The following is an 18,630-nucleotide window of genomic DNA, read 5'->3' on the forward strand; positions in this document are numbered from 1 at the left end:
GGTGTCGTTGTTGCCCCATATCAACAAACGGTAGGAGCGGCCGGCTGCGTAGTCCAGGTTCAGGTCAGACGAGGACTTTCTTCGGCATCACCCTCGGTTTGACTCCGTACCGCGGGCCTGGCCGCGCACCAGCACCGTTGGTGCCGGCGACCATCCCCGCCGGGCTCGGCACGTCCTCGTCGGGAACCGCCCAACCCGTGCCGTCGGAGGCGGCGCCGCCGGTCGCAGCCGGTGCCGCGGTAGTCCAGCCCACCGGCACCGACAGCGCACCGACCGAGGATGCATCGCCAACGCCCGCGGAGGTGACCGTTTGGGCCAGTGCGGATCCCGCCGCGGCCGCCGGGGCGACCCCGCCCGCGGAGGTTGCGGTATTGGCGCTGGTCTGCAGGGTCAGCAGATTGGCAGCGATCATGGTGGCATAGTCCGCGGTCGCGCCCAGGCCGTGAAACGCGGACTCTACGAACCGCGGAATATCCAGAAAGATGATGTCCTCTATGAAAGCGCCGAGTGACGTCACATGCGGTGAGGATGTCAGGGGAGCCGACAGGCTCATGACCGCATCGGAGACCGTGCTGATCAGGTTCTCGAAACCCGCCTGCTGCACCGAAACAGAGGCGGCAGCGTGGCTGACCGCGACCGCCTGGCTGGCGATCCCGCCCGGATTGGTGGTCTCCGACGGCCGGGTCAGTGGATTCAGTCTTACGGCACCCGCGCAAGAGGCCGCATAGCCGTACATGGCCGACGCGTCTTGGGCCCACATCTCGCCGTAACGTGCCTCGGTAGCCGCGATAGCCGGCACATTTTGCCCAAAGATGTTGGTCGCCATCAGTGCCGCCAGCCGCGCTCGGTTCGCCGCAACCTCGGCCGGGGGCACTGTCATGGCGAATGCGGTTTCGAAGGCGGCCACCGACGCCGCGGCCTGCGCCGCAGCAAGTGCTGAGGATTCAGCGGTGTAGCTCAACCAGGCCAGCAACGGCTGTGCCGCGGCGGCCATCGACAGCGACGCGGTACCCAACCACTGATCGGAACTGAGCCGGGTGATGACCGACTCGATGGCGGACGCGGCGGTGCTCAGCTCGACAGCGATGTCGTTCCATGCCGCCGCGGCCCCCAGCAGCGGAGCCGCTCCCGCGCCGAAGTACATGCGCGCGGAGTTTATCTCCGGAGGTAGAGCTCCAAAATCCACTTGGGATTCCATTTCTCGTTCTAGCCGGGGATATTGGCGTTCTGTGCTCCAGGTGTGCCATCCATTATCCAACAGCCTGCCCGCCAATGCGGGCTCAAGCGCGCCGATTGCAGCTTCTTATTGCAACGCACTCGAAGTTTGCCTGCACCCGAGTTCCTTGCCGGACACAATTACCGTCTCGGCGTAGGTGTCGCCGATTGTGCGAGCAGGAAGTCCGCGCAGCGCTCTCCGATCATGATCGAGGGGACATTGGTGTTGGCGCGGGGAATGCGAGGCAGCGCCGAGGCGTGGCTCCCCATCGCGACGCTGCAAGCGGGATGGCGGGTGGTGATCGCGGTTTCTCGAATGCATGCCTTCACATCGGAACCCGGGCCTGGGAGAAGTTCAGGCCCGACAGCGGATGCGATCGGCTCGGTGGCGACGATTTCCCTTGCCCGTTCCAACGCGCGCACCAGCGCATCGACGTCGTCGCGCTCGGCTCGAATGCCCCTGTCTTGGGATCGGCGCGCATCACGGCAGCACGGGACTCACTCCATCAATTGCGCGGCGACCGTCGCGCCGAGGTTCCAACACGCCTCGACATCTGCCTTGGTCGGCTTACCCATCACCACGACGGTCTCCGCGGCCTTTACCCACCCGAGTCCGGCGGTGATGCCGTCGATGGCACGTAGGGCTCCCTCGGTGCCCTCATTGCCGTGCATCCAGGCCCCGAAGGGCCGACCTCGCGTCGAGTCGAGCAATTGGTAGTAGGACTGGTCAAACGCGTGCTTGAGCGCGCCCGAGATGTAGCCAAGGTTCGCCGGGGTGCCCAGCAAGTACCCGTGCGCCTCCAGCATCTCTACCGGTGAGACGGTCAACGCGGGCCGCCGGACGACCTCCACACCCTCGATCTCAGGGTCAGTCGCCCCGGCCACCACCGCCTCGAACATCTCCTGGCAGTGCGGCGACGGCGTGTGGTGCACGATCAACAGTCGCTTGCTCACTGCCGCGCCTGCAGTTCGACAGCGGTTCTCATGGCTTCGCGGGCACGGCGGCGGTCCCCCGCGTAATCGTAGGCACGGGCCAGCCGGTACCAGCGCCGCCAATTTTGCGGGTCCTCTTCCAACTCGGCGCGCATCGTGTCGAACAACGCGTCAGCCGCATCGCGCTCGATCCGGCCCGACGCGCGCCGCGGCAGCCCGTCGGCGTCGAGTTCTAGTCCCTCTTCGGCGATGAGGCGGGCCAGCTTCTGATGCGTGAATCCAGCTCGTAGCGTCGCGACCATCGCCCATAACCCGATCAGCGGCATGATCAGCAGCGCCAACCCCAGCCCCACCGCGGCCGCGCGACCCGAGCCGATCATCGCGAACGCAAGCCGGCCGAGCATGACGAAATACCCGAGTAGGGCTACGCACATGAAGGCAATCAGCACCTGAACACGCACGGTGCGCACAGTGTCACTCATTGGTCACTCACTGCAGGTTGAGCAGCGGCTCAATACCTATGGTCAGGCCGGGACGCTCCCGGACCCGACGCACCGCCAGCAGCACACCGGGCACAAACGATGTCCGGTCCAGGCTGTCGTGGCGGATTGTGAGCGTCTCCCCCTGCGTACCGAACAACACCTCCTGGTGAGCGACGAGTCCGGCCAAGCGCACCGCGTGCACCGGGATCCCGTCGACGTCGGCGCCACGGGCTCCCGGCAGGCTGGTGCTGGTGGCATCGGGGTTGGGCGCCAGGCCTTCCCGCGCCTCGGCGATCAACTTTGCGGTACGGGTGGCCGTGCCCGATGGTGCGTCCGCCTTTTGTGGATGATGCAGCTCGATGATCTCAGCGGAGTCGAAGAACGGCGCAGCCTGCTTGGCGAAATGCATGGATAACACCGCCCCGATAGCAAAATTCGGCGCGATCAACACTGCCGTGCTTGGCTTTTTGGCCAGCCATGATTGCACCTGCTCGACCCGCTCGGCGGTGAAACCTGTGGTTCCGACCACGGCGTGAATTCCATTGTCGATCAGGAACTCCAGGTTGCCCATCACCACGTCGGGGTGGGTGAAGTCGATGACGGCCTCAGTGTTTGTCTCGGTCAAGGTACTCAGTGGATCACCGGCGTCCACCTCGGCGGACAGGGTCAAGTCCGCAGCGGACTCGACCGCCGAAACCATCGTCGCACCGACTTTTCCCTTGGCTCCCAATACGCCTACTCGCATGGCCTTCACCCTAGACCCGGCACCGTCATCCACAGTCCGGCGTTCATCCACAGCGGCCGTTGACCGCCGCACCCGTGTTGCCGCACACACATAGAATTCGAACATGTATTCGATATCCGCCTTGTTGGACGCGCTGGACGCGGCGGTGGCGGCGATCGGTGAAGCCGACCTTGGCCACCTCGAGCCCGCCGCTCGGCTGCGCGCGCTGCAGCGGCTGGAGAACGCGCGACGACGCCAAGCGGTGGTCAGCCACGACGTGATCGCGGGCCTGGCCACCGAAGATCCGGCCGACATCGGCGGCCCGGTCTACAAGGTGGTCGCCGACTGGCTGCGCATCAGCTGCGCCGAAGCCCGTCGCCGGGTTCACGATGCCCAACAACTATCACCGCGCATCACGCTGACCGGCCAACCGCTGCCGGCGGAACTGCCCGCCACGGCACAGGTGTGGCGCCGGGGCCTGCTGGATGGCCAGCACGTAAAGGTCATAGCGGCCTTCGTGCGCGATCTCCCCCAGGACACACCGGCCGACACGGTCAGACAAGCGGAACAATTTCTGGCCCGGCAAGCGGTGCAGCTGCGGCCCGACCAACTCGAAAAGGTCGCCAACCGCGCCGCGGTGCTGATCAATCCCGACGGAAAGTTCTCCGACGCCGACCGGGCCCGCCAGCGTGGCTTTACCTGGTGCGCTCAACGCCCCGACGGCATGAGCATCGGCAAACTCATCGCCACCCCACAACTGCGTACCCATCTCGATGCATGGCTGGCCCGGTTCGCCGCACCCGGAATGTGCAACCCCGATGACGAAACACCCTGCGTCAAAGGCGAACCCACCGACGAGGTCACCGACAAAGATCTGCGCAGCCCCGCCCAGCGCCGCCACGACGCCCTCAACGCCCTGCTCGACGGCCGGCTAGGTGATCCAAAACTCGGTGCCCACAACGGATTGCCGGTGACGGTCATCGTGTCGACCACGCTGCGGGAACTGACTTCGGGCACGGGCCGCGCGGTGACCGGCGGTGGGACGTTTGTGCCCATGCGCGACGTGATCCGGATGGCCAGCCGCGCATATCACTACTTGGCAGTTTTCGACGAACATTCAAATCGCCCCCTGTATCTCGGACGATCTCGCCGACTAGCCTCGGCCGATCAGCGGCTGGTCCTCTACGCGCAGGACCACGGCTGCACCCACCCCGGCTGCGACGTGCCCGGCTACTGGTGCGAAGTGCACCACACCGACGAGTGGGCGGCCGGCGGCCCAACCGACGTCGACAAACTCACCTTTGCCTGCAAGCCCGATCACAAGCTGGCCGGAAATGGCTGGCAAACAACGAAACTCCCCAACGGACGGACCGCATGGATCCCGCCCCCACAGCTCGACCGCGGCGCACGCACCAATGACTACCATCACCCCGAGCGCCTCTTCGACGACGGGGGGCCCTGACCGGGGCTAGTTCTTGAACCGCCCGGCAAACCCGCGCAATGGAAGCTCAGCGCTGGTGATCAAGCCGGGCCGTGCCGCCACCACCGACTTGATCGAGTTGAGGGCGGGCATGCCGGTGACCGTCATGCCGATGGAGGCGAAGTTGTCCGGGTTGGACAGGTCCACACCGGCTTTCGGGAAAATCATGTGCTTGTTGTAGATGCACGGGTCACCCTTGATCTAGGTGATGTAGCAGCCCTTGATGTTCCAGCTCGGGTCGGTGTGCGGCGTCATCTGCCACTCCAGGTGTGTCTCCACCCGCGGCACCCCGCCGACCATGCCCTGATACTTGAGATAATTACCGCCGAGTGAGCCCTTGGGCGACGTGTACCAGCCCAGGTCGACGTCCTTGGTGCAGGCCCCGAGTTCGTAACTGAACTTGACCTCGTCGAGCGGCAAGTCGAAACAGTCCGCCATCATCAGCACGCTGTCGGCGAAGACCCGCGTGTACTTCTCCAGCTTGGCCGGAATGTCCGGGTCATCAACCGGTTGACCGTAACCGACCTCGATCCAGGTCTCCTTGGAGTGGTGGCATGACACGTCGACGGACTCGATCGTGGTGACGTTCTCGATCTCGGCCACATCAGCTGAGCACACCACACCCAGGATCTGGTTCAGGCCGGGGTTCATGCCGGTGCCGTAGAACGTGGCGCCGCCCTTTTCACACGCCTCGGCCAACAGCTGCGTCACCGGCTTGCCCGATGGATGTGGATGGTTGTGATCGCGGTGCCACCCGGTGATCCAGTCGGCGGTGGTGACGATATTGATGCCCGCCTCGAGCACTTTGACATAGAGGTCTTCGTCGGGGAACACACCGTGAAACGTGAGCACATCCGGCTTGGCCGCGACGATGTCGGAGACGCTGCCCGTGGCCGTTACGCCGATCGGGCCGATACCGGCCAGTTCCCCGGCATCTGCGCCGACCTTGTCTGGCGAATAGCAGTGCAGCCCGATCAGCTCCAGGTCGGGCCGGGTTTGTAGCCGTTTGATCATCTCGCGACCGACGTTGCCGGTGGCGACCTGAAAGACCCAAATCGGTTGGGGCCGTGCACTCATTCGGTTCAGCCTTTCTGCAACGCTGCATACACCTCGGCGGCGCTGCCGCCGACGCCGTCGGGATAGAACTGCTTGGCCCATCGGCGAATTGCGGTGAATCCGGCGAGTTCATCAGTGGTTAGCGCTGGCGGGTCGCAGTAGCGCTGATGAGCCCAAATCTGGATGTCAGGCTCGAACTGACGGATCACTTCCCGGCCGAATTCGGCAGCTTTGAGTTCGGCTCGGGCCGGATCCTTACCCGGGGTACGGCCGATGTAGACCATGAACCGGACATCGGAAGTGGATTCGTCGACCGGCGTGATCGCCGAAATGGTGCGATTGTCGACCATGCCCCAGCTCTTGGTGACCGCCACTCCCAGGCCGCCGTTGATCGCCTCCACGCCGCTGTTGATGTCCTCGATCTGCTGGCCGTCATCGCCTTCGAAGGTGATGGTGAAGTCGACGAAAGACACTGGGCCGTCGAAGTCGTGGCGGGTGAACACCGGCACTATCGGAGTGTTGTGCACGTACTTGAAGTGCGCGAAATCCACCCCGTTCTCGAGCACGTATTGCGGATGCAGTTCCAATGTGTGCCGGTAGAGGCGCTGCAGCGGATAGTAGTCGGCGACGCTGCTGCCATCGTTGAAGCCGGCGAACACATCCGGGGCGTCGAAGAACGGCGCACGGCCTTCGACATCGTGCCAAAGGTAGACCGACGCATTGCGCTCCACCACGGGATAGGTACGAATGCGGCGCCCTCGATTTGGCCGGTCCTGATACGGAATGCACACGTTGCGACCCAGCTGATTCCACTGCCACCCATGGAACGGACACTGCAGCACCTCGCCAACGACCTTGCCGCCGTAGCCGAGGTGGGCGCCAAGATGTTCGCAATAGGCGTTCATCACGGTGAGCTGGCCCGACTCGGCCCGCCAGGCGATCAATTCCTGGTCGAAGTACTTCATGGTGCGTACGTCACCCACGCCGATCTCGTCGGACCAGGCGACCTGGAACCATCCGGTCGGCTTCATCGACAGCGGCGGCTTGGCCATCTGAGCAGTCCTCCTTGGCGGCTTCGTACGAATGATAGGCCGCCCCGCCAAAAACTCACAGCACCTTCTATGAAAATGTGGATTTGCCCCTACTGCCATCGCGACAGCCGATACCAACGGCACATGACTCGGGCCGAAGTCGCAGGCAGACGCCCCAACCGGCGCGGCAACGCCACCCGCGAGAGCATGCTCGAAGCGGCGCTGACGTCACTTGCTTCCGGGGATCCGGGCTCGGTTTCGGCCAACCGCATCGCCAAGGAGATCGGCGCCACCTGGGGTGCGGTGCAATACCAGTTTGGCGACGTCGACGGTTTCTGGGCCGCCGTACTGCACCGCACCGCCGAGCGGCGTGCGGGGTCGATGTTGGCATTGTCGAAGCCGCTGCAGTCCGGCCGGCCCCTGCAGGAGCGAGTTGCCGCCGTCATCGAGACCCTGTTTCGCGGCCTGGCATCGGCCGATTCACGCGCAATAGAGAACCTGCGCGCCGCGCTGCCCCGAGACCCAGGCGAACTCGAGCGCCTCTATCCCCGCACCGCGGCCGAGCTGTTCTCCTGGGACAGAAGCTGGCTCGAAACGTGCCAGAACGCCTTCGCCAATCTCGATGTCGACCCCAACCGGGTGCGTGAGGTCGCCGCCCTCATTCCCGGCGCGATGCGCGGGCTGGTGTCAGAGCGACAACTGGGTTCCTACGCCGACCTCGAGCTGGCACGACGCGCGCTCACCAATGCGCTGGCGGGTTACCTGAAGAATTCTCGAACACCCTGAGTCGCTCAGGCGTCGATGACGACCCGAGCGCTGTGCCCCCGCGAAACGCAGACCAGCATTTCGTCGTCCCCCTGCGCCGCCCGGTCACGGTGATCAACCTGTCCGGCAAGCACTTTGACCTTGCACGTGCCACAGAATCCCTGTTGGCAGGAGTACGCGGTCGTCGGATCGCGGTCGAGCATGACGTCCAGCGCTGTCCGATTCGCCGGGATGCTCAGCACCTCGCCGGTGCGCGCGAGCTCCAGCTCGAACGGCACCCCGTCCACGACCGGCGGCGGGCTGAATCGTTCGTAGCGCAAAGGTGCACAGGGATATTCAGCACGCGCCGCGCGTACCGCCTCCAGCATTGGGGGTGGCCCGCACACGTAGACGGCCGTCTTCGGTCCAGCGCCGGCCACCAGATCTTCCACTTGGGCAAAGCGCCCGTGTTCGTCGTCGGCCCACACCGACACCCGCTCCGGTGCCATAGCCACGAGCTCATCGAGTAGGGGCATGTACTCGCGGCTGCGACCGGCATACATCGCGCGCCAATTGACGCCGCGCTGGTGGGCCAGCGCGACCATCGGCAGAATCGGAGTCACCCCGATACCGCCGATCACAAAGAGCATGTCGTACTCGGCAGCACCGAGATAGAACGCGTTGCGCGGCCCCTCGAAGACCAGGATGTCTCCCGGTTGGTAAGCCGCGTGCATCTCGATGGAACCGCCGCCCCCGTCGGCGATGCGGCGCACCGCGATGCGGTAGTCGGTGCGGCGCCCCGGTGGGCCGCACAGCGAATACTGGCGGCGCCGGCCAGAGGGCAGCTGCACGTCGATGTGCCCCCCGGGTGACCAGGACGGAAGCAATCCGCCGTCCGGGTCTGCCAGGTTCAGCGCGACCACGTCGGGCGCGACGAGCTCGCGCTCAACCACCCTGGCGCGATGTGTCCGGCCCACCGGCGTTACCCGCGACGGATTCCACCGCGAGAACCGGGCGAATCCACCGAACATGGTGCGCACACCCCACAATGCGGTGGCAAAGCGATCCCGGTGGCTGCGACCGTACAGATCGGCGGGCCTGCTGGTCCAGCTGCTCTCCGACACCGCCATATCCCCCAACTTTCTACCGCTGCCGGATGTCCAAGCGTGCGAACATCCGAATCATCGACGGGCTGATGCGCCGCATCGCGTAGCCCACCTTGGATTCCGCGGCCACCGGCAACACGGCCGGCCCGGACCTGATGGCCTTCACGATCGCCCTTGCGGTCGCTTCCGGGGTGAAATTACGACGCCGATAGGCCGCGTCCGCCTTCTGCCGGGCGCGCTCTTGTTGCTCGGTCGACATCCCGGCGTAGACAGTGCTCTTGGCGATGTTGGTGTTGACGAAGCCCGGGCACACCGCTGTGACGCTGATGCCTTCGTCGGCTAGGTCGGCGCGCAACGCTTCGCTGAACCCCAGCACCGCGGCCTTGGTGGTGCTGTAGGCGACCATCGATTTCGACGGGAGATACGCGGCGGCCAACGCGATGTTGATGATCGTTCCGCCCTGACCGCGCTCGACCATCTGGGCACCGAATGCTCGGCTCCCGCTGATGACGCCACCGACATTGATCCCCAGGATCGCGTCCCAGTGCCGCGGGGTCGTCTCCAAAAACCTGCCCGCCATCCCGATTCCGGCGTTGTTCACCAGGATGTCGACGACACCATGTTCGTCAAGGACTTGCGCGGCAAGGTCGTTCATCGCCGTTTCGTCGCTGACATCGACCTGGTACACGGCCGCCGCCGCGCCCGCGGCGCGCACCTGTGTTGCGCTCTCGTTGGCCGCGGCAAGGTCACGGTCGGCGATTATCACCATGCGGGCGCCCTGGCGCGCCAGCTCCACCGCGGTGGCTCGGCCGATGCCCGCACCCGCCCCGGTGACCAAAGCGAGCTGACCGCGCACCTCACCCGGACCCGCGCGCACCACGGTCGCCGCGGCGTCGCCCGTACCCGCAACGACCCGGTCCACCCAGTCGGCGGTCAGCCGTGCGACCACGTCCGGACGCGAGGTCACCACCAAGTGCCCGCCCTCGATCGGGACCACCCTGCCGCCGCCCGGAATCGCGCCGGTGAAACGTTGCAGAGCCGGCGTCACGAACATGTCTTTCCTGGGCACCAACACCTGAACCGGCACGCTGGTCTGCGGGAGTGACGACCCATCGGTGACAAATCCGGCGGGCATGTTGGCCCGATAGAGGTTGAGCGCGTTCACATAGTCCCCGATCGAGCGCGGCGTCTGACCACGCTGACTGCGGGTGCTCGATTGACCGATACGCTCAAACGCCCCAACGAGTTTCACCCCGATGCCGGAACGGAAGAAGAGTTCCGGCACGACCGGGCACAAGAAGAACCCGATGTATCCCGAACTGGCAAGCTGCCTGGCAACCTGGGCCGCCGAGCGGGGGGTGCGCCCCGAGCGCAGGAACGCACCCGCGTACTGCAGGTGCGGGCCCGAGATAGAGGTAAATGAGGCGACCTTTTCCATGACCGAGTCGGCGGTCACCGCGGCCCAGCCCTGAATCGAGCCCCAATCGTGTGCCAGCAGGTGCACCCGATCGACGCCCAGGCTGTCGATCACCGCGCCGGTGTCAGAAACCAGCTGTTCCAGCCGGTACCCGGAACGACTGGCAGGACAGGATGATTCGCCGGAGCCGCGCACGTCATAGGCAACCACGTTGTAGCGATCGCCGAGCAGCTCGGCCACCGGATCCCACAGGTGGTGGTTATCGGGCCAGCCGTGAATGGCCAAAATGGTCGGGCGCTGCGGATCTAGCGGCGTGTAGTGATACACAGCCAGGGTGGCGCCGTCGGATGCGGTGATTCCCGTTCGCGAAGCGGTGTTCATTGGCCTCAGTGCGACGCCCGGGCGGCGGGAGAGACGGCCAAGTAGTCGACGGCCCGCTCGAGTCCACCCAACTGCGAGGGGTGAAAGCCCGGCTTGTAGTAGTCGCCTACCACCCGGATCAGTCGCCACGGGCCGGGCGTCAGACCGCGACGCGCGGACCTGACGTAGTCCCGCCACCGTGGTTTGGTGCCCGGCGCCAGCAGCGGATCCACCGTATACATGAACCGGACCCCGCGAATCCACAGCAACAGCATCACCGGCGTCACGGCCAGCTGCGCACGCACTTGCCGCCAATACCCCGCGCGCAGGTGCTTCATGGTGTCGAACGCCACCGCCTTGTGCTCGACCTCTTCTGCGCCGTGCCACCGGAGCATGTCCAGCATCACCGGGTCGGTGCCGACCACGTCGAGTTGCGGCGAGTTCAGAATCCACTCCCCCAATACGGCGGTGTAGTGCTCGATTGCCGCGATGAAGGAGACCTGCTCCAGCAGCCAGCGGTGCCGTTGTCGCGGATTGCGTCCCGGCTTCTCCGCCAGCAGCTTCCCGAACAGCCACCTGATCTGGTCGGTATAAGGCGTCACGTCCACGCCCTGGGCCTCGAAGTGGGCCAGCACACCGGAGTGTGCCTGGGAGTGCATCGCCTCCTGGCCGATGAACCCCTGCACATCCAGCCGCAGCTGATCATCCTTGATCAATGGCAACGTCTTCTTGAAGACCTCGACGAAGAATTCCTCGCCGGCGGGCAGCAGCAGGTGCAGCACGTTGAGCACATGGGTGGGCAGCGGCTCGTTGGGAACGTAATGAAACGGCAGGCTCGCCCAGTCGAACTCGACATCGCGAGCCTCGAGAACGAGACGCTCGTGGTCGGCCGCACCCGATTCTCCAGAGTGCGGCCCCACTGCGCGGTTATCGACGGTGAACATAAGGCCCCCTTGCCTTGGACGTTTACATTAACGCCTCATATGTCGCCTTAATAGACAACTCGTGCTCGCAAGTATAGTGATGCAATCCCCCGATGGTGAAGAACTCAGTCGCCAGCCTCAGCACGTTGCTTCAGGCGCTGCAGCGTGGTCGCGATGTGCTCGGCGTTTGTCGCGGCCCGATCCTTGACCCCGGTCGCCAGGCCGGCCACCTTGCGGAACCACCCGGGCCGCCGGTCCCAGGTGCTCTCGGTGACCCGGCAACCGCCATCGGCACCGACGATGTCGTACTGCCACCGCGACACCGGAATGAAGATGGAGTGGACATCGAACGCGAAGATCCGGCCCGGTTCCGCGTCGGTCACCGTGCAGGTCGTCTTCCAGCGCCGGCCACCGTTTCGGTTGTGGCCGACGAACACGGCCCCCTTACCGACTCCATCGCCTTTCTGCAGTTCCATCGCCACCGCCTCCTCGGCCAGCGACGCCAGTGTCCTCAGGTCGGTGATCAGTCCGTACACCCGCTCGGGAGTGGCATCGATCTCGACAGTGGCCGCCACAGAAGGCTTGGTCATTGGGTGATCATAACCAGGGCGGACCGGCCTAAAGGGGCGCGGCCCCGCGTAGATGTTCGAAGATCAGCGACGTTTGGGTGCCCGCGACGTTGATGTCCGCGTTGAGGTTCTCCACCACAAATGAGCGCAGGTCATCGGTGTCCCGAGCGGCGACATGCAACAGAAAGTCTTCGGCACCGGCCAGGAAGTAGACATCCATCACCTGTCGCTTGCGGCGGATCTGCTGAATGAAGCTGCGGATCTTGCCACGGGCGTTGGCCTGCAGGCTGACCGAGATCATCGCCTGCAGCGGTTGGCCCACCGCGACGGGGTCGATATCGGTGTAAAACCCGCGGATCACGCCGAGATCGACCAGTCGGCGAACCCGGCCGTGGCATGTCGAAGGCGCGATCCCGACCGCCTGGGCCAGGGCATTGTTGGTGATCCTGGCATCGCCATGCAGCAGCAGCAGGATCTTGCGGTCCATGTCGTCAAGCACAGCGGGCCGAACATCCTTCGGCGAGTCTCCCCCTCGGCCGCTAGATCCCGTTAGGTCATCAGACATGCATCCACATTACAGAATTATCATCAGCGTAATTGCATAACTTCCGAAGATTTTTCACACTTATGGAACCGCGTCACACAAGCCCGTCAAACCCCCACCAAATCGGCAGGAGCGAATATGCGAGTCGGTATTCCAACCGAAACCAAAGACAACGAATTCCGGGTTGCGATCACCCCGGCCGGCGTCGCCGCCTTGACCAAGCGCGGCCACGAGGTGCTGATCCAGGCCGGCGCCGGAGAAGGCTCCGCCATCTCCGACTCCGACTTCAAGGCCGCCGGTGCCCAGCTGATCAGCACCGCCGACCAGGTGTGGGCGGATGCGGACCTGCTGCTCAAGGTCAAGGAACCGATCGAGTCCGAGTACGGCCGGCTGCGCCGGGGCCAGACCCTGTTCACCTACCTGCACCTGGCCGCCTCGCGCCCCTGCACCGATGCCCTGCTGAAGTCCGGCACCACGTCCATCGCCTACGAGACGGTGCAGACCGCCGACGGCGCATTGCCGCTGCTGGCCCCCATGAGCGAGGTCGCCGGGCGCCTGTCCGCCCAGGCTGGGGCCTACCACCTGATGCGCACCCACGGCGGTCGCGGCGTGCTGATGGGCGGCGTCCCCGGCGTCAAGCCTGCCGACGTCGTGGTGATCGGCGCGGGCACGGCCGGCTACAACGCCGCCCGCGTCGCCAACGGCATGGGCGCGATGGTCACCGTGCTGGATGTCAACATCAACAAGCTCCGCCAGATCGACGCGGAGTTCGGCGGTCGCGTCCGGACCCGCTACTCGTCGACCCTCGACCTTGAGGATGCGGCAGTCAACGCCGACCTGCTGATCGGGGCCGTGCTGGTGCCCGGCGCCAAGGCACCCAAGTTGATTCCGAACTCGCTGGTAGCGCGGATGAAGAAGGGCGCCGTGCTGGTGGACATCTCCATCGACCAGGGCGGCTGCTTCGAGGACTCCCGGCCGACCACGCACACGTCGCCGACGTTCACCGTCCACGACACGGTGTTCTACTGCGTCGCGAACATGCCCGGCGCCGCGCCCCGCACGTCGACCTACGCGCTGACCAACGCGACCATGCCCTACGTGCTCAAGCTCGCCGACCTGAGTTGGCAAGCGGCCTGCCTCTCGGATTCCGCACTGGCTAAAGGCCTTTCGACTCACGAAGGCGCGCTGCTGGCAGATCACGTGGCCGCCGACCTCGACCTGCCGTTCACCGACCCGGCGAGCGTGCTCGGCTAACCGAATCACAACCGACGCTGGCCACCTGCCCACCATGCAGGTGGCCAGTGTCGCGTCGGGGGCCGTTGGGCCGGACCTACAGCGACCACACGTTCGGCGCCAGGGCGGCAACGATGTCGGCCGCCGGTCCCGCCTGGGCCGCCCGGTAGGCCGTCCCCGCCCACAGGTTTGTTCCGTGGGGGTCGTCCGCCTCGATCGCCGCCGCCCGGATGGGCTTGGTCATCTGATTGACCTCCGGATAGCCGAGCGGCGCGACCCGATCAAGCAGTCGAGTGAAGTTGTTCGCCAGCCCTCGCGCATAGCGGCCGGAGAAAGCACGGGTGACTAGCGTGGAGTCGAACTCCGGGTTCTTCAGGGCAACTCGGTGCATCGAGCTGGTACCCGCTTCATCAGCAAGCAACAGCGCCGTCCCCACCTGTGCAGCAACCGCTCCCCTGCGCAGCACGGCTGCCACTTCGTCGGCGGTACCAAGACCGCCCGCCGCGATCAGCGGCACATCGTGGGTATGGTCGATGTGATCGAGTAGTTGGTGCAGGGACTCCTCGCCCGGCTCCGTATCCGGCGCGAACGTACCGCGATGCCCGCCCGCGCCGGGGCCCTGAACCACCAGGTTGTCAGCGCCGGCCGCGATGGCCACCCCGGCCTCATAAGCCGACGTCACCGTGACCGAAACCAACAAACCCAGCGCACTGAGCTGGCGGACCACATCGGGCGGCGGCGCACCGAAGGTGAACGACACCAGCTCCGGACGAATGTCGGCCACGACTTCGAGCTTGCGTTCCCACTCGTCGTCATCACCGTGAATGGGTTGTCCCACCTCGACGTGGTAGTACTCGGCGACCTCCGCGAGTTCTTCTGCGTAGTACTCCAGCTGCAACCAGTCGGCGACGCTGGGCTGGGGCACAAAGATATTGGCTCCGATCGGGCCGGTGGTGGCGGCCCGCGCAGCGGAGATGTCATCGGCGAACTGGTCGGCGGTCCGATACCCGCCAGCGACGAAGCCCAGCCCGCCCGCGTTCGACACGGCCGCGGCCAAGGCCGGGGTTCCTGGGCCGCCCGCCATCGGAGCACCCACGATGGGTACCGCGATGTCCCAGAAACCCAGTACCATCGACCTAATTTACCATCGCTCGAAGTTGTTGCGGCAGCTGTCGTTTCGAGGTATACGGGCCGAGAACCGCGGCGCCGTATCGTTTCACCAGCAGCCGGCGGGCCAGTGCGTTGACCTCGTCGACCGTGACCCGATCGATTTGCTGCAAAGTGTGTTCGATAGTGCGGTGCTTGCCGTAGTTCAATTCGCTGCGGCCGATGCGGCTCATTCGCGAGCTGGAATCCTCTAGCCCCACCACCAGCCCGCCACGCAGCGAACCCTTGGCAATACAGCATTCGGACTCGGTGATGCCGTCGCGTGCCACCGCCTCCAGCACCTCTCTGGTCACGCGCATCACTTCGGCGAAACGTTCCGGAAGACAGGCGGCATACACCGACAGCGCTCCACTGTCAGCGAAGATGTCCAGCGCCGAATAGACCGAATAGGCAAGACCGCGGGACTCGCGGATCTCCTGGAACAGCCGCGAGCTCAATCCGCCGCCGAGCGCGGTATGCAGCACCGACAAAGCCCAGCGGTGCTCCCAGCCACGTCCGGGCGTGCGGACTCCCAACGACACGTGGGTCTGTTCGGCTTCCCGGTCCGCCAGCACCAGCTGCGGGGTGTCGTTGACCCGGCCCGTGCCCTTGCGCGGGGCGACGGGCCGGCGGCCGCGGACCAAGCGTGGCCCGAAGTGCTCGCGCACCAACCCGACCACCTGGTTGTGGTCGACATTGCCGGCTACCGCGACGACCATCCGATCCGGTGTGTAGCGGCGCATGTGAAACGAGTGCAGCTGGGCTCGCGTCATCGCCGAGACGGATTGCGTACTGCCGATCACCGGCCGGCCGACCGGATGGTCACCGTACATGGCCGTCAAGAACATGTCCGCCAGTGCGTCCTCGGGGTCATCGTCGCGCATCGCGATCTCCTCGAGAACGACGTCACGTTCCAGCTCGACATCGTCGGCGGCGCAGCGTCCGTTGAGCACCACGTCGGCCACCAGTTCCACGGCCAGCTCTAGGTCGTTGTCGAGCACGTGCGCGTAGTAGCAGGTGTGCTCCTTGGCGGTGAACGCGTTGAGCTCCCCACCGACGGCGTCCATCGCCTGAGCGATGTCCACCGCGGTGCGGGTCGGGGGCGACTTGAAGAGCAGGTGCTCGAGGAAGTGCGCGGCACCGGCCACCGTCGTGCCCTCGTCCCGCGACCCGACCCCTACCCAGACCCCGACCGACGCGGAGCGCACCGCAGGCAGGTATTCGGTGACGACCCGCAGACCGCCCGGCAGTGTGGTGCGGCGCAGTGCCGGGACGGCCGCAGGGTCAGCTGCTTGCCGTGGCGGCATCGGCCGGCGCCGGGGAATCGGCGGCCGCCGCAGCGGCTGAATCGTCGTCCTCGGCCACCAACACCAGCGAGATCTTGCCGCGTTTGTCGATGTCGGCGATCTCCACCCGCAGCTTGTCGCCGACATTGACGACGTCCTCGACCTTGGCGATGCGCTTGCCCTTGCCCAGCTTGGAGATGTGCACCAGGCCATCGCGACCGGGCAGCAGCGACACAAAGGCACCGAAGTCGGTCGTCTTGACCACCGTGCCCAAGAACCGCTCACCAACGGTAGGCAGTTGCGGGTTGGCGATGGCGTTGATCTTGTCGATGGCAGCCTGAGCGGACGGCCCGTCGGTGGCGCCGACGAACACGGTGCCATCGTCCTCGATGGAGATTTGCGCGCCGGTCTCCTCGGTGATCGAGTTGATGACCTTGCCCTTGGGCCCGATCACCTCACCGATCTTGTCCACCGGAACCTTGATGGTGGTCACCCGAGGCGCGTACGGGCTCATCTCGTCGGGCGTGTCAATGGCCTCGGCCATGACCTCGAGGATGGTCAGGCGCGCATCCTTCGCCTGGGCCAGCGCACCGGCCAGAACCTGCGACGGGATCCCATCGAGCTTGGTGTCCAGCTGCAGTGCAGTGACGAAGTCCTTGGTTCCGGCGACCTTGAAGTCCATGTCACCGAACGCGTCTTCGGCGCCCAGAATGTCGGTCAAGGTGACGAAACGGCGCTCGGTCTTGCCGTCCACCTCTACATCGTCGGACACCAGGCCCATGGCGATACCGGCCACCGGCGCCTTCAACGGCACGCCGGCGTTGAGCAGCGCCAGCGTCGAAGCGCACACCGACCCCATCGAGGTCGAGCCGTTGGAACCCAGCGCTTCGGATACCTGGCGAATGGCGTACGGGAATTCCTCAACGCTGGGCAGCACCGGCATCAGCGCCCGCTCCGCCAGCGCACCGTGCCCGATCTCCCGTCGCTTGGGCGAACCGACCCGGCCGGTCTCACCAGTGGAGAACGGCGGGAAGTTGTAGTGGTGCATGTACCGCTTGGTGGTCTCCGGCCCCAGCGAGTCGATCTGCTGCGCCATCTTGACCATGTCGAGCGTGGTCACGCCGAGAATCTGGGTCTCACCGCGCTCGAATAGCGCGCTGCCGTGGGCCCGCGGAACCAGGGCGACTTCGGCCGACAATGCGCGGATGTCGGTGATGCCGCGGCCGTCGATGCGGAAGTGATCGGTGACGATGCGCTGCCGTACCAGCTTCTTGGTCAGCGAGCGGAACGCGGCGCCGATCTCTTTTTCCCGGCCCTCGTAGGTGTCGGCCAGCCGTTCGAGCACCTCGGCCTTGATTTCCTCGGTGCGCTGGTTTCGTTCGGCCTTACCACCGATGGTCAACGCCGCGGCCAGTCCATCGGTAGCCACCGAGGACACCGCGTAGTAGACGTCGTCGCCGTATTCGGGGAACACCGGATATTCGGCACCGGTCTTGGCGGTGGCCCCAGATGCGTCGGCCAGCTCCTGCTGCGCGGTGCACAGCGCCGCGATGAACGGCTTGGCCGCTTCCAGACCCTGCGCGACCACGCTCTCGGTCGGCGCCGGGGCGCCACCCTCAACCAGCTCGATGACCTTGTCGGTGGCCTCGGCCTCGACCATCATGATCGCGACGTCGGGCGTGCCGTCTTCCTCGGTGCCGACAATCCGTCCGGCAACCACCATGTCGAACACGGCGCGCTCGAGCTGCTCGACGTTGGGGAATGCGACCCACTGGCCGTCGATGAGGGCCACCCGCACGCCCCCGACGGGACCGGAGAACGGCAGCCCGGCCAGTTGGGTCGAGGCCGACGCGGCGTTGATCGCCACCACGTCGTACAGGTCGTTGGGGTCCAGGCTCAGGATCGTCACCACGACCTGGATCTCGTTGCGCAGTCCGTTGACGAACGACGGCCGCAGCGGGCGGTCGATGAGCCGGCAGGTCAGGATCGCGTCGGTGGAGGGGCGGCCCTCACGACGGAAGAACGAACCGGGGATGCGGCCGGCGGCATACATCCGCTCTTCGACATCGACGGTCAGCGGAAAGAAGTCGAAATGCTCTTTGGGGTTCTTGCTGGCGGTGGTCGCCGACAGCAACATGTTCTCGTCGTCGAGGTATGCGACCACCGAGCCGGCGGCCTGCTGGGCCAATCGGCCAGTCTCGAAACGGATGGTGCGGGTGCCGAAGCTCCCGTTGTCGATGGTGGCGGTTGCTTCGAACACGCCTTCTTCAGTTTCAGCTACAGACATAACGTCCGTGCGGCCCTCTCTGGGTTATTCAGCTGTTTCGCGGCGTCACACGCAACCCGATGAGTTTGCAGGACTCCTCGCGGACCCAGATGGG

Annotated in this window: 17 protein-coding genes and 1 pseudogene; 3 read left to right on the forward strand and 15 right to left on the reverse strand. The window is 65.5% G+C overall.

All coding sequences use genetic code 11. The features are described from left to right. Positions 1–64: 64 nt before the first annotated feature. The 5 genes from SHTP_RS16720 to dapB all read right to left on the reverse strand — a co-directional run bounded on the left by SHTP_RS16720 (position 65) and on the right by dapB (position 3,375). Positions 65–1,186 carry a PPE family protein gene (locus SHTP_RS16720; protein ID WP_197706252.1) on the reverse strand — a complete coding sequence of 374 codons (1,122 nt, stop codon included), beginning with the start codon at positions 1,184–1,186 and terminating at the stop codon, positions 65–67. 170 nt (positions 1,187–1,356) lie between these two features. Next, positions 1,357–1,671: a GMC oxidoreductase gene (locus SHTP_RS16725; RefSeq protein WP_128145991.1), complete on the reverse strand. Its 315-nt coding sequence runs from the start codon at positions 1,669–1,671 to the stop codon at positions 1,357–1,359. Between the two features lie 42 nt (positions 1,672–1,713). Beyond that, a complete protein-coding gene (locus SHTP_RS16730; RefSeq protein ID WP_085981912.1) occupies positions 1,714–2,115 on the reverse strand; it encodes a flavodoxin family protein in 402 nt (133 codons plus the stop codon). 50 nt (positions 2,116–2,165) lie between these two features. After that, complete coding sequence (locus SHTP_RS16735; RefSeq protein WP_096371195.1) at positions 2,166–2,630, reverse strand: tetratricopeptide repeat protein; 465 nt, start codon at positions 2,628–2,630, stop codon at positions 2,166–2,168. Positions 2,631–2,637: 7 nt separating this feature from the next. Next, positions 2,638–3,375 carry a 4-hydroxy-tetrahydrodipicolinate reductase gene (gene dapB / locus SHTP_RS16740; RefSeq protein WP_012393728.1) on the reverse strand — a complete coding sequence of 246 codons (738 nt, stop codon included), beginning with the start codon at positions 3,373–3,375 and terminating at the stop codon, positions 2,638–2,640. 103 nt (positions 3,376–3,478) lie between these two features. Between dapB and SHTP_RS16745 the strand changes: the two genes are divergently transcribed. Continuing rightward, positions 3,479–4,816: an HNH endonuclease signature motif containing protein gene (locus SHTP_RS16745; RefSeq protein ID WP_096371196.1), complete on the forward strand. Its 1,338-nt coding sequence runs from the start codon at positions 3,479–3,481 to the stop codon at positions 4,814–4,816. Positions 4,817–4,822: 6 nt separating this feature from the next. Here the strand turns inward: SHTP_RS16745 and SHTP_RS16750 are convergent. Further along, a pseudogene (locus SHTP_RS16750) lies at positions 4,823–5,911 on the reverse strand (NAD(P)H-dependent amine dehydrogenase family protein). Between the two features lie 5 nt (positions 5,912–5,916). Then, the gene (locus tag SHTP_RS16755; RefSeq protein WP_096371197.1) at positions 5,917–6,942 is read right to left on the reverse strand and encodes a Rieske 2Fe-2S domain-containing protein; all 1,026 of its coding nucleotides are present in this window, start codon (positions 6,940–6,942) and stop codon (positions 5,917–5,919) included. A 123-nt stretch (positions 6,943–7,065) separates the two neighbouring features. Between SHTP_RS16755 and SHTP_RS16760 the strand changes: the two genes are divergently transcribed. Then, the gene (locus tag SHTP_RS16760) at positions 7,066–7,707 is read left to right on the forward strand and encodes a TetR/AcrR family transcriptional regulator (RefSeq protein ID WP_096371198.1); all 642 of its coding nucleotides are present in this window, start codon (positions 7,066–7,068) and stop codon (positions 7,705–7,707) included. Positions 7,708–7,712: 5 nt separating this feature from the next. Here SHTP_RS16760 and SHTP_RS16765 read toward each other — a convergent pair whose 3' ends face one another. From SHTP_RS16765 to aldR, 5 genes are all read right to left on the reverse strand, one after another. Next, positions 7,713–8,795 carry a PDR/VanB family oxidoreductase gene (locus SHTP_RS16765; protein WP_096371199.1) on the reverse strand — a complete coding sequence of 361 codons (1,083 nt, stop codon included), beginning with the start codon at positions 8,793–8,795 and terminating at the stop codon, positions 7,713–7,715. Between the two features lie 13 nt (positions 8,796–8,808). After that, complete coding sequence (locus tag SHTP_RS16770; protein ID WP_096371200.1) at positions 8,809–10,569, reverse strand: SDR family oxidoreductase; 1,761 nt, start codon at positions 10,567–10,569, stop codon at positions 8,809–8,811. Positions 10,570–10,574: 5 nt separating this feature from the next. After that, complete coding sequence (locus tag SHTP_RS16775; RefSeq protein ID WP_096371201.1) at positions 10,575–11,492, reverse strand: metal-dependent hydrolase; 918 nt, start codon at positions 11,490–11,492, stop codon at positions 10,575–10,577. 104 nt (positions 11,493–11,596) lie between these two features. Beyond that, positions 11,597–12,061 carry an SRPBCC family protein gene (locus SHTP_RS16780; protein WP_011740188.1) on the reverse strand — a complete coding sequence of 155 codons (465 nt, stop codon included), beginning with the start codon at positions 12,059–12,061 and terminating at the stop codon, positions 11,597–11,599. Positions 12,062–12,089: 28 nt separating this feature from the next. After that, on the reverse strand, positions 12,090–12,605 hold the full coding sequence (aldR, locus tag SHTP_RS16785) for an HTH-type transcriptional regulator AldR (RefSeq protein WP_081435693.1): 516 nt from the start codon (positions 12,603–12,605) through the stop codon (positions 12,090–12,092). A 117-nt stretch (positions 12,606–12,722) separates the two neighbouring features. On the opposite strand from aldR, the gene ald reads away from it, so the two are divergent. Further along, the gene (gene ald / locus SHTP_RS16790; RefSeq protein WP_096371202.1) at positions 12,723–13,838 is read left to right on the forward strand and encodes an alanine dehydrogenase; all 1,116 of its coding nucleotides are present in this window, start codon (positions 12,723–12,725) and stop codon (positions 13,836–13,838) included. A 76-nt stretch (positions 13,839–13,914) separates the two neighbouring features. Here ald and SHTP_RS16795 read toward each other — a convergent pair whose 3' ends face one another. The 3 genes from SHTP_RS16795 to SHTP_RS16805 are packed head-to-tail and all read right to left on the reverse strand — an operon-like array spanning position 13,915 to position 18,536. Then, positions 13,915–14,949 carry a nitronate monooxygenase gene (locus SHTP_RS16795; RefSeq protein ID WP_096371203.1) on the reverse strand — a complete coding sequence of 345 codons (1,035 nt, stop codon included), beginning with the start codon at positions 14,947–14,949 and terminating at the stop codon, positions 13,915–13,917. Between the two features lie 4 nt (positions 14,950–14,953). After that, complete coding sequence (locus SHTP_RS16800; protein ID WP_096371204.1) at positions 14,954–16,270, reverse strand: M16 family metallopeptidase; 1,317 nt, start codon at positions 16,268–16,270, stop codon at positions 14,954–14,956. After that, the gene (locus SHTP_RS16805) at positions 16,248–18,536 is read right to left on the reverse strand and encodes a polyribonucleotide nucleotidyltransferase (RefSeq protein WP_012393717.1); all 2,289 of its coding nucleotides are present in this window, start codon (positions 18,534–18,536) and stop codon (positions 16,248–16,250) included. Before SHTP_RS16805 ends, SHTP_RS16800 begins: the two co-directional genes overlap by 23 nt. Positions 18,537–18,630 lie beyond the last annotated feature (94 nt).

Source organism: Mycobacterium ulcerans subsp. shinshuense, assembly GCF_002355775.1.
Taxonomy (GTDB): Bacteria; Actinomycetota; Actinomycetes; order Mycobacteriales; family Mycobacteriaceae; genus Mycobacterium; species Mycobacterium marinum.

Coding starts and splice junctions, on each gene's coding strand:
- SHTP_RS16730 (WP_085981912.1), bottom strand. CDS start 2,115: ATGTTCGAGGCGGTGGTGGCCGGGGCGACTGACCCTGAGATCGAGGGT.
- SHTP_RS16735 (WP_096371195.1), bottom strand. CDS start 2,630: ATGAGTGACACTGTGCGCACCGTGCGTGTTCAGGTGCTGATTGCCTTC.
- dapB (WP_012393728.1), bottom strand. CDS start 3,375: ATGCGAGTAGGCGTATTGGGAGCCAAGGGAAAAGTCGGTGCGACGATG.
- SHTP_RS16745 (WP_096371196.1), top strand. CDS start 3,479: ATGTATTCGATATCCGCCTTGTTGGACGCGCTGGACGCGGCGGTGGCG.
- SHTP_RS16755 (WP_096371197.1), bottom strand. CDS start 6,942: ATGGCCAAGCCGCCGCTGTCGATGAAGCCGACCGGATGGTTCCAGGTC.
- SHTP_RS16760 (WP_096371198.1), top strand. CDS start 7,066: ATGACTCGGGCCGAAGTCGCAGGCAGACGCCCCAACCGGCGCGGCAAC.
- SHTP_RS16765 (WP_096371199.1), bottom strand. CDS start 8,795: ATGGCGGTGTCGGAGAGCAGCTGGACCAGCAGGCCCGCCGATCTGTAC.
- SHTP_RS16770 (WP_096371200.1), bottom strand. CDS start 10,569: ATGAACACCGCTTCGCGAACGGGAATCACCGCATCCGACGGCGCCACC.
- SHTP_RS16775 (WP_096371201.1), bottom strand. CDS start 11,492: ATGTTCACCGTCGATAACCGCGCAGTGGGGCCGCACTCTGGAGAATCG.
- SHTP_RS16780 (WP_011740188.1), bottom strand. CDS start 12,061: ATGACCAAGCCTTCTGTGGCGGCCACTGTCGAGATCGATGCCACTCCC.
- aldR (WP_081435693.1), bottom strand. CDS start 12,605: ATGTCTGATGACCTAACGGGATCTAGCGGCCGAGGGGGAGACTCGCCG.
- ald (WP_096371202.1), top strand. CDS start 12,723: ATGCGAGTCGGTATTCCAACCGAAACCAAAGACAACGAATTCCGGGTT.
- SHTP_RS16795 (WP_096371203.1), bottom strand. CDS start 14,949: ATGGTACTGGGTTTCTGGGACATCGCGGTACCCATCGTGGGTGCTCCG.
- SHTP_RS16800 (WP_096371204.1), bottom strand. CDS start 16,270: ATGCCGCCACGGCAAGCAGCTGACCCTGCGGCCGTCCCGGCACTGCGC.
- SHTP_RS16805 (WP_012393717.1), bottom strand. CDS start 18,536: ATGTCTGTAGCTGAAACTGAAGAAGGCGTGTTCGAAGCAACCGCCACC.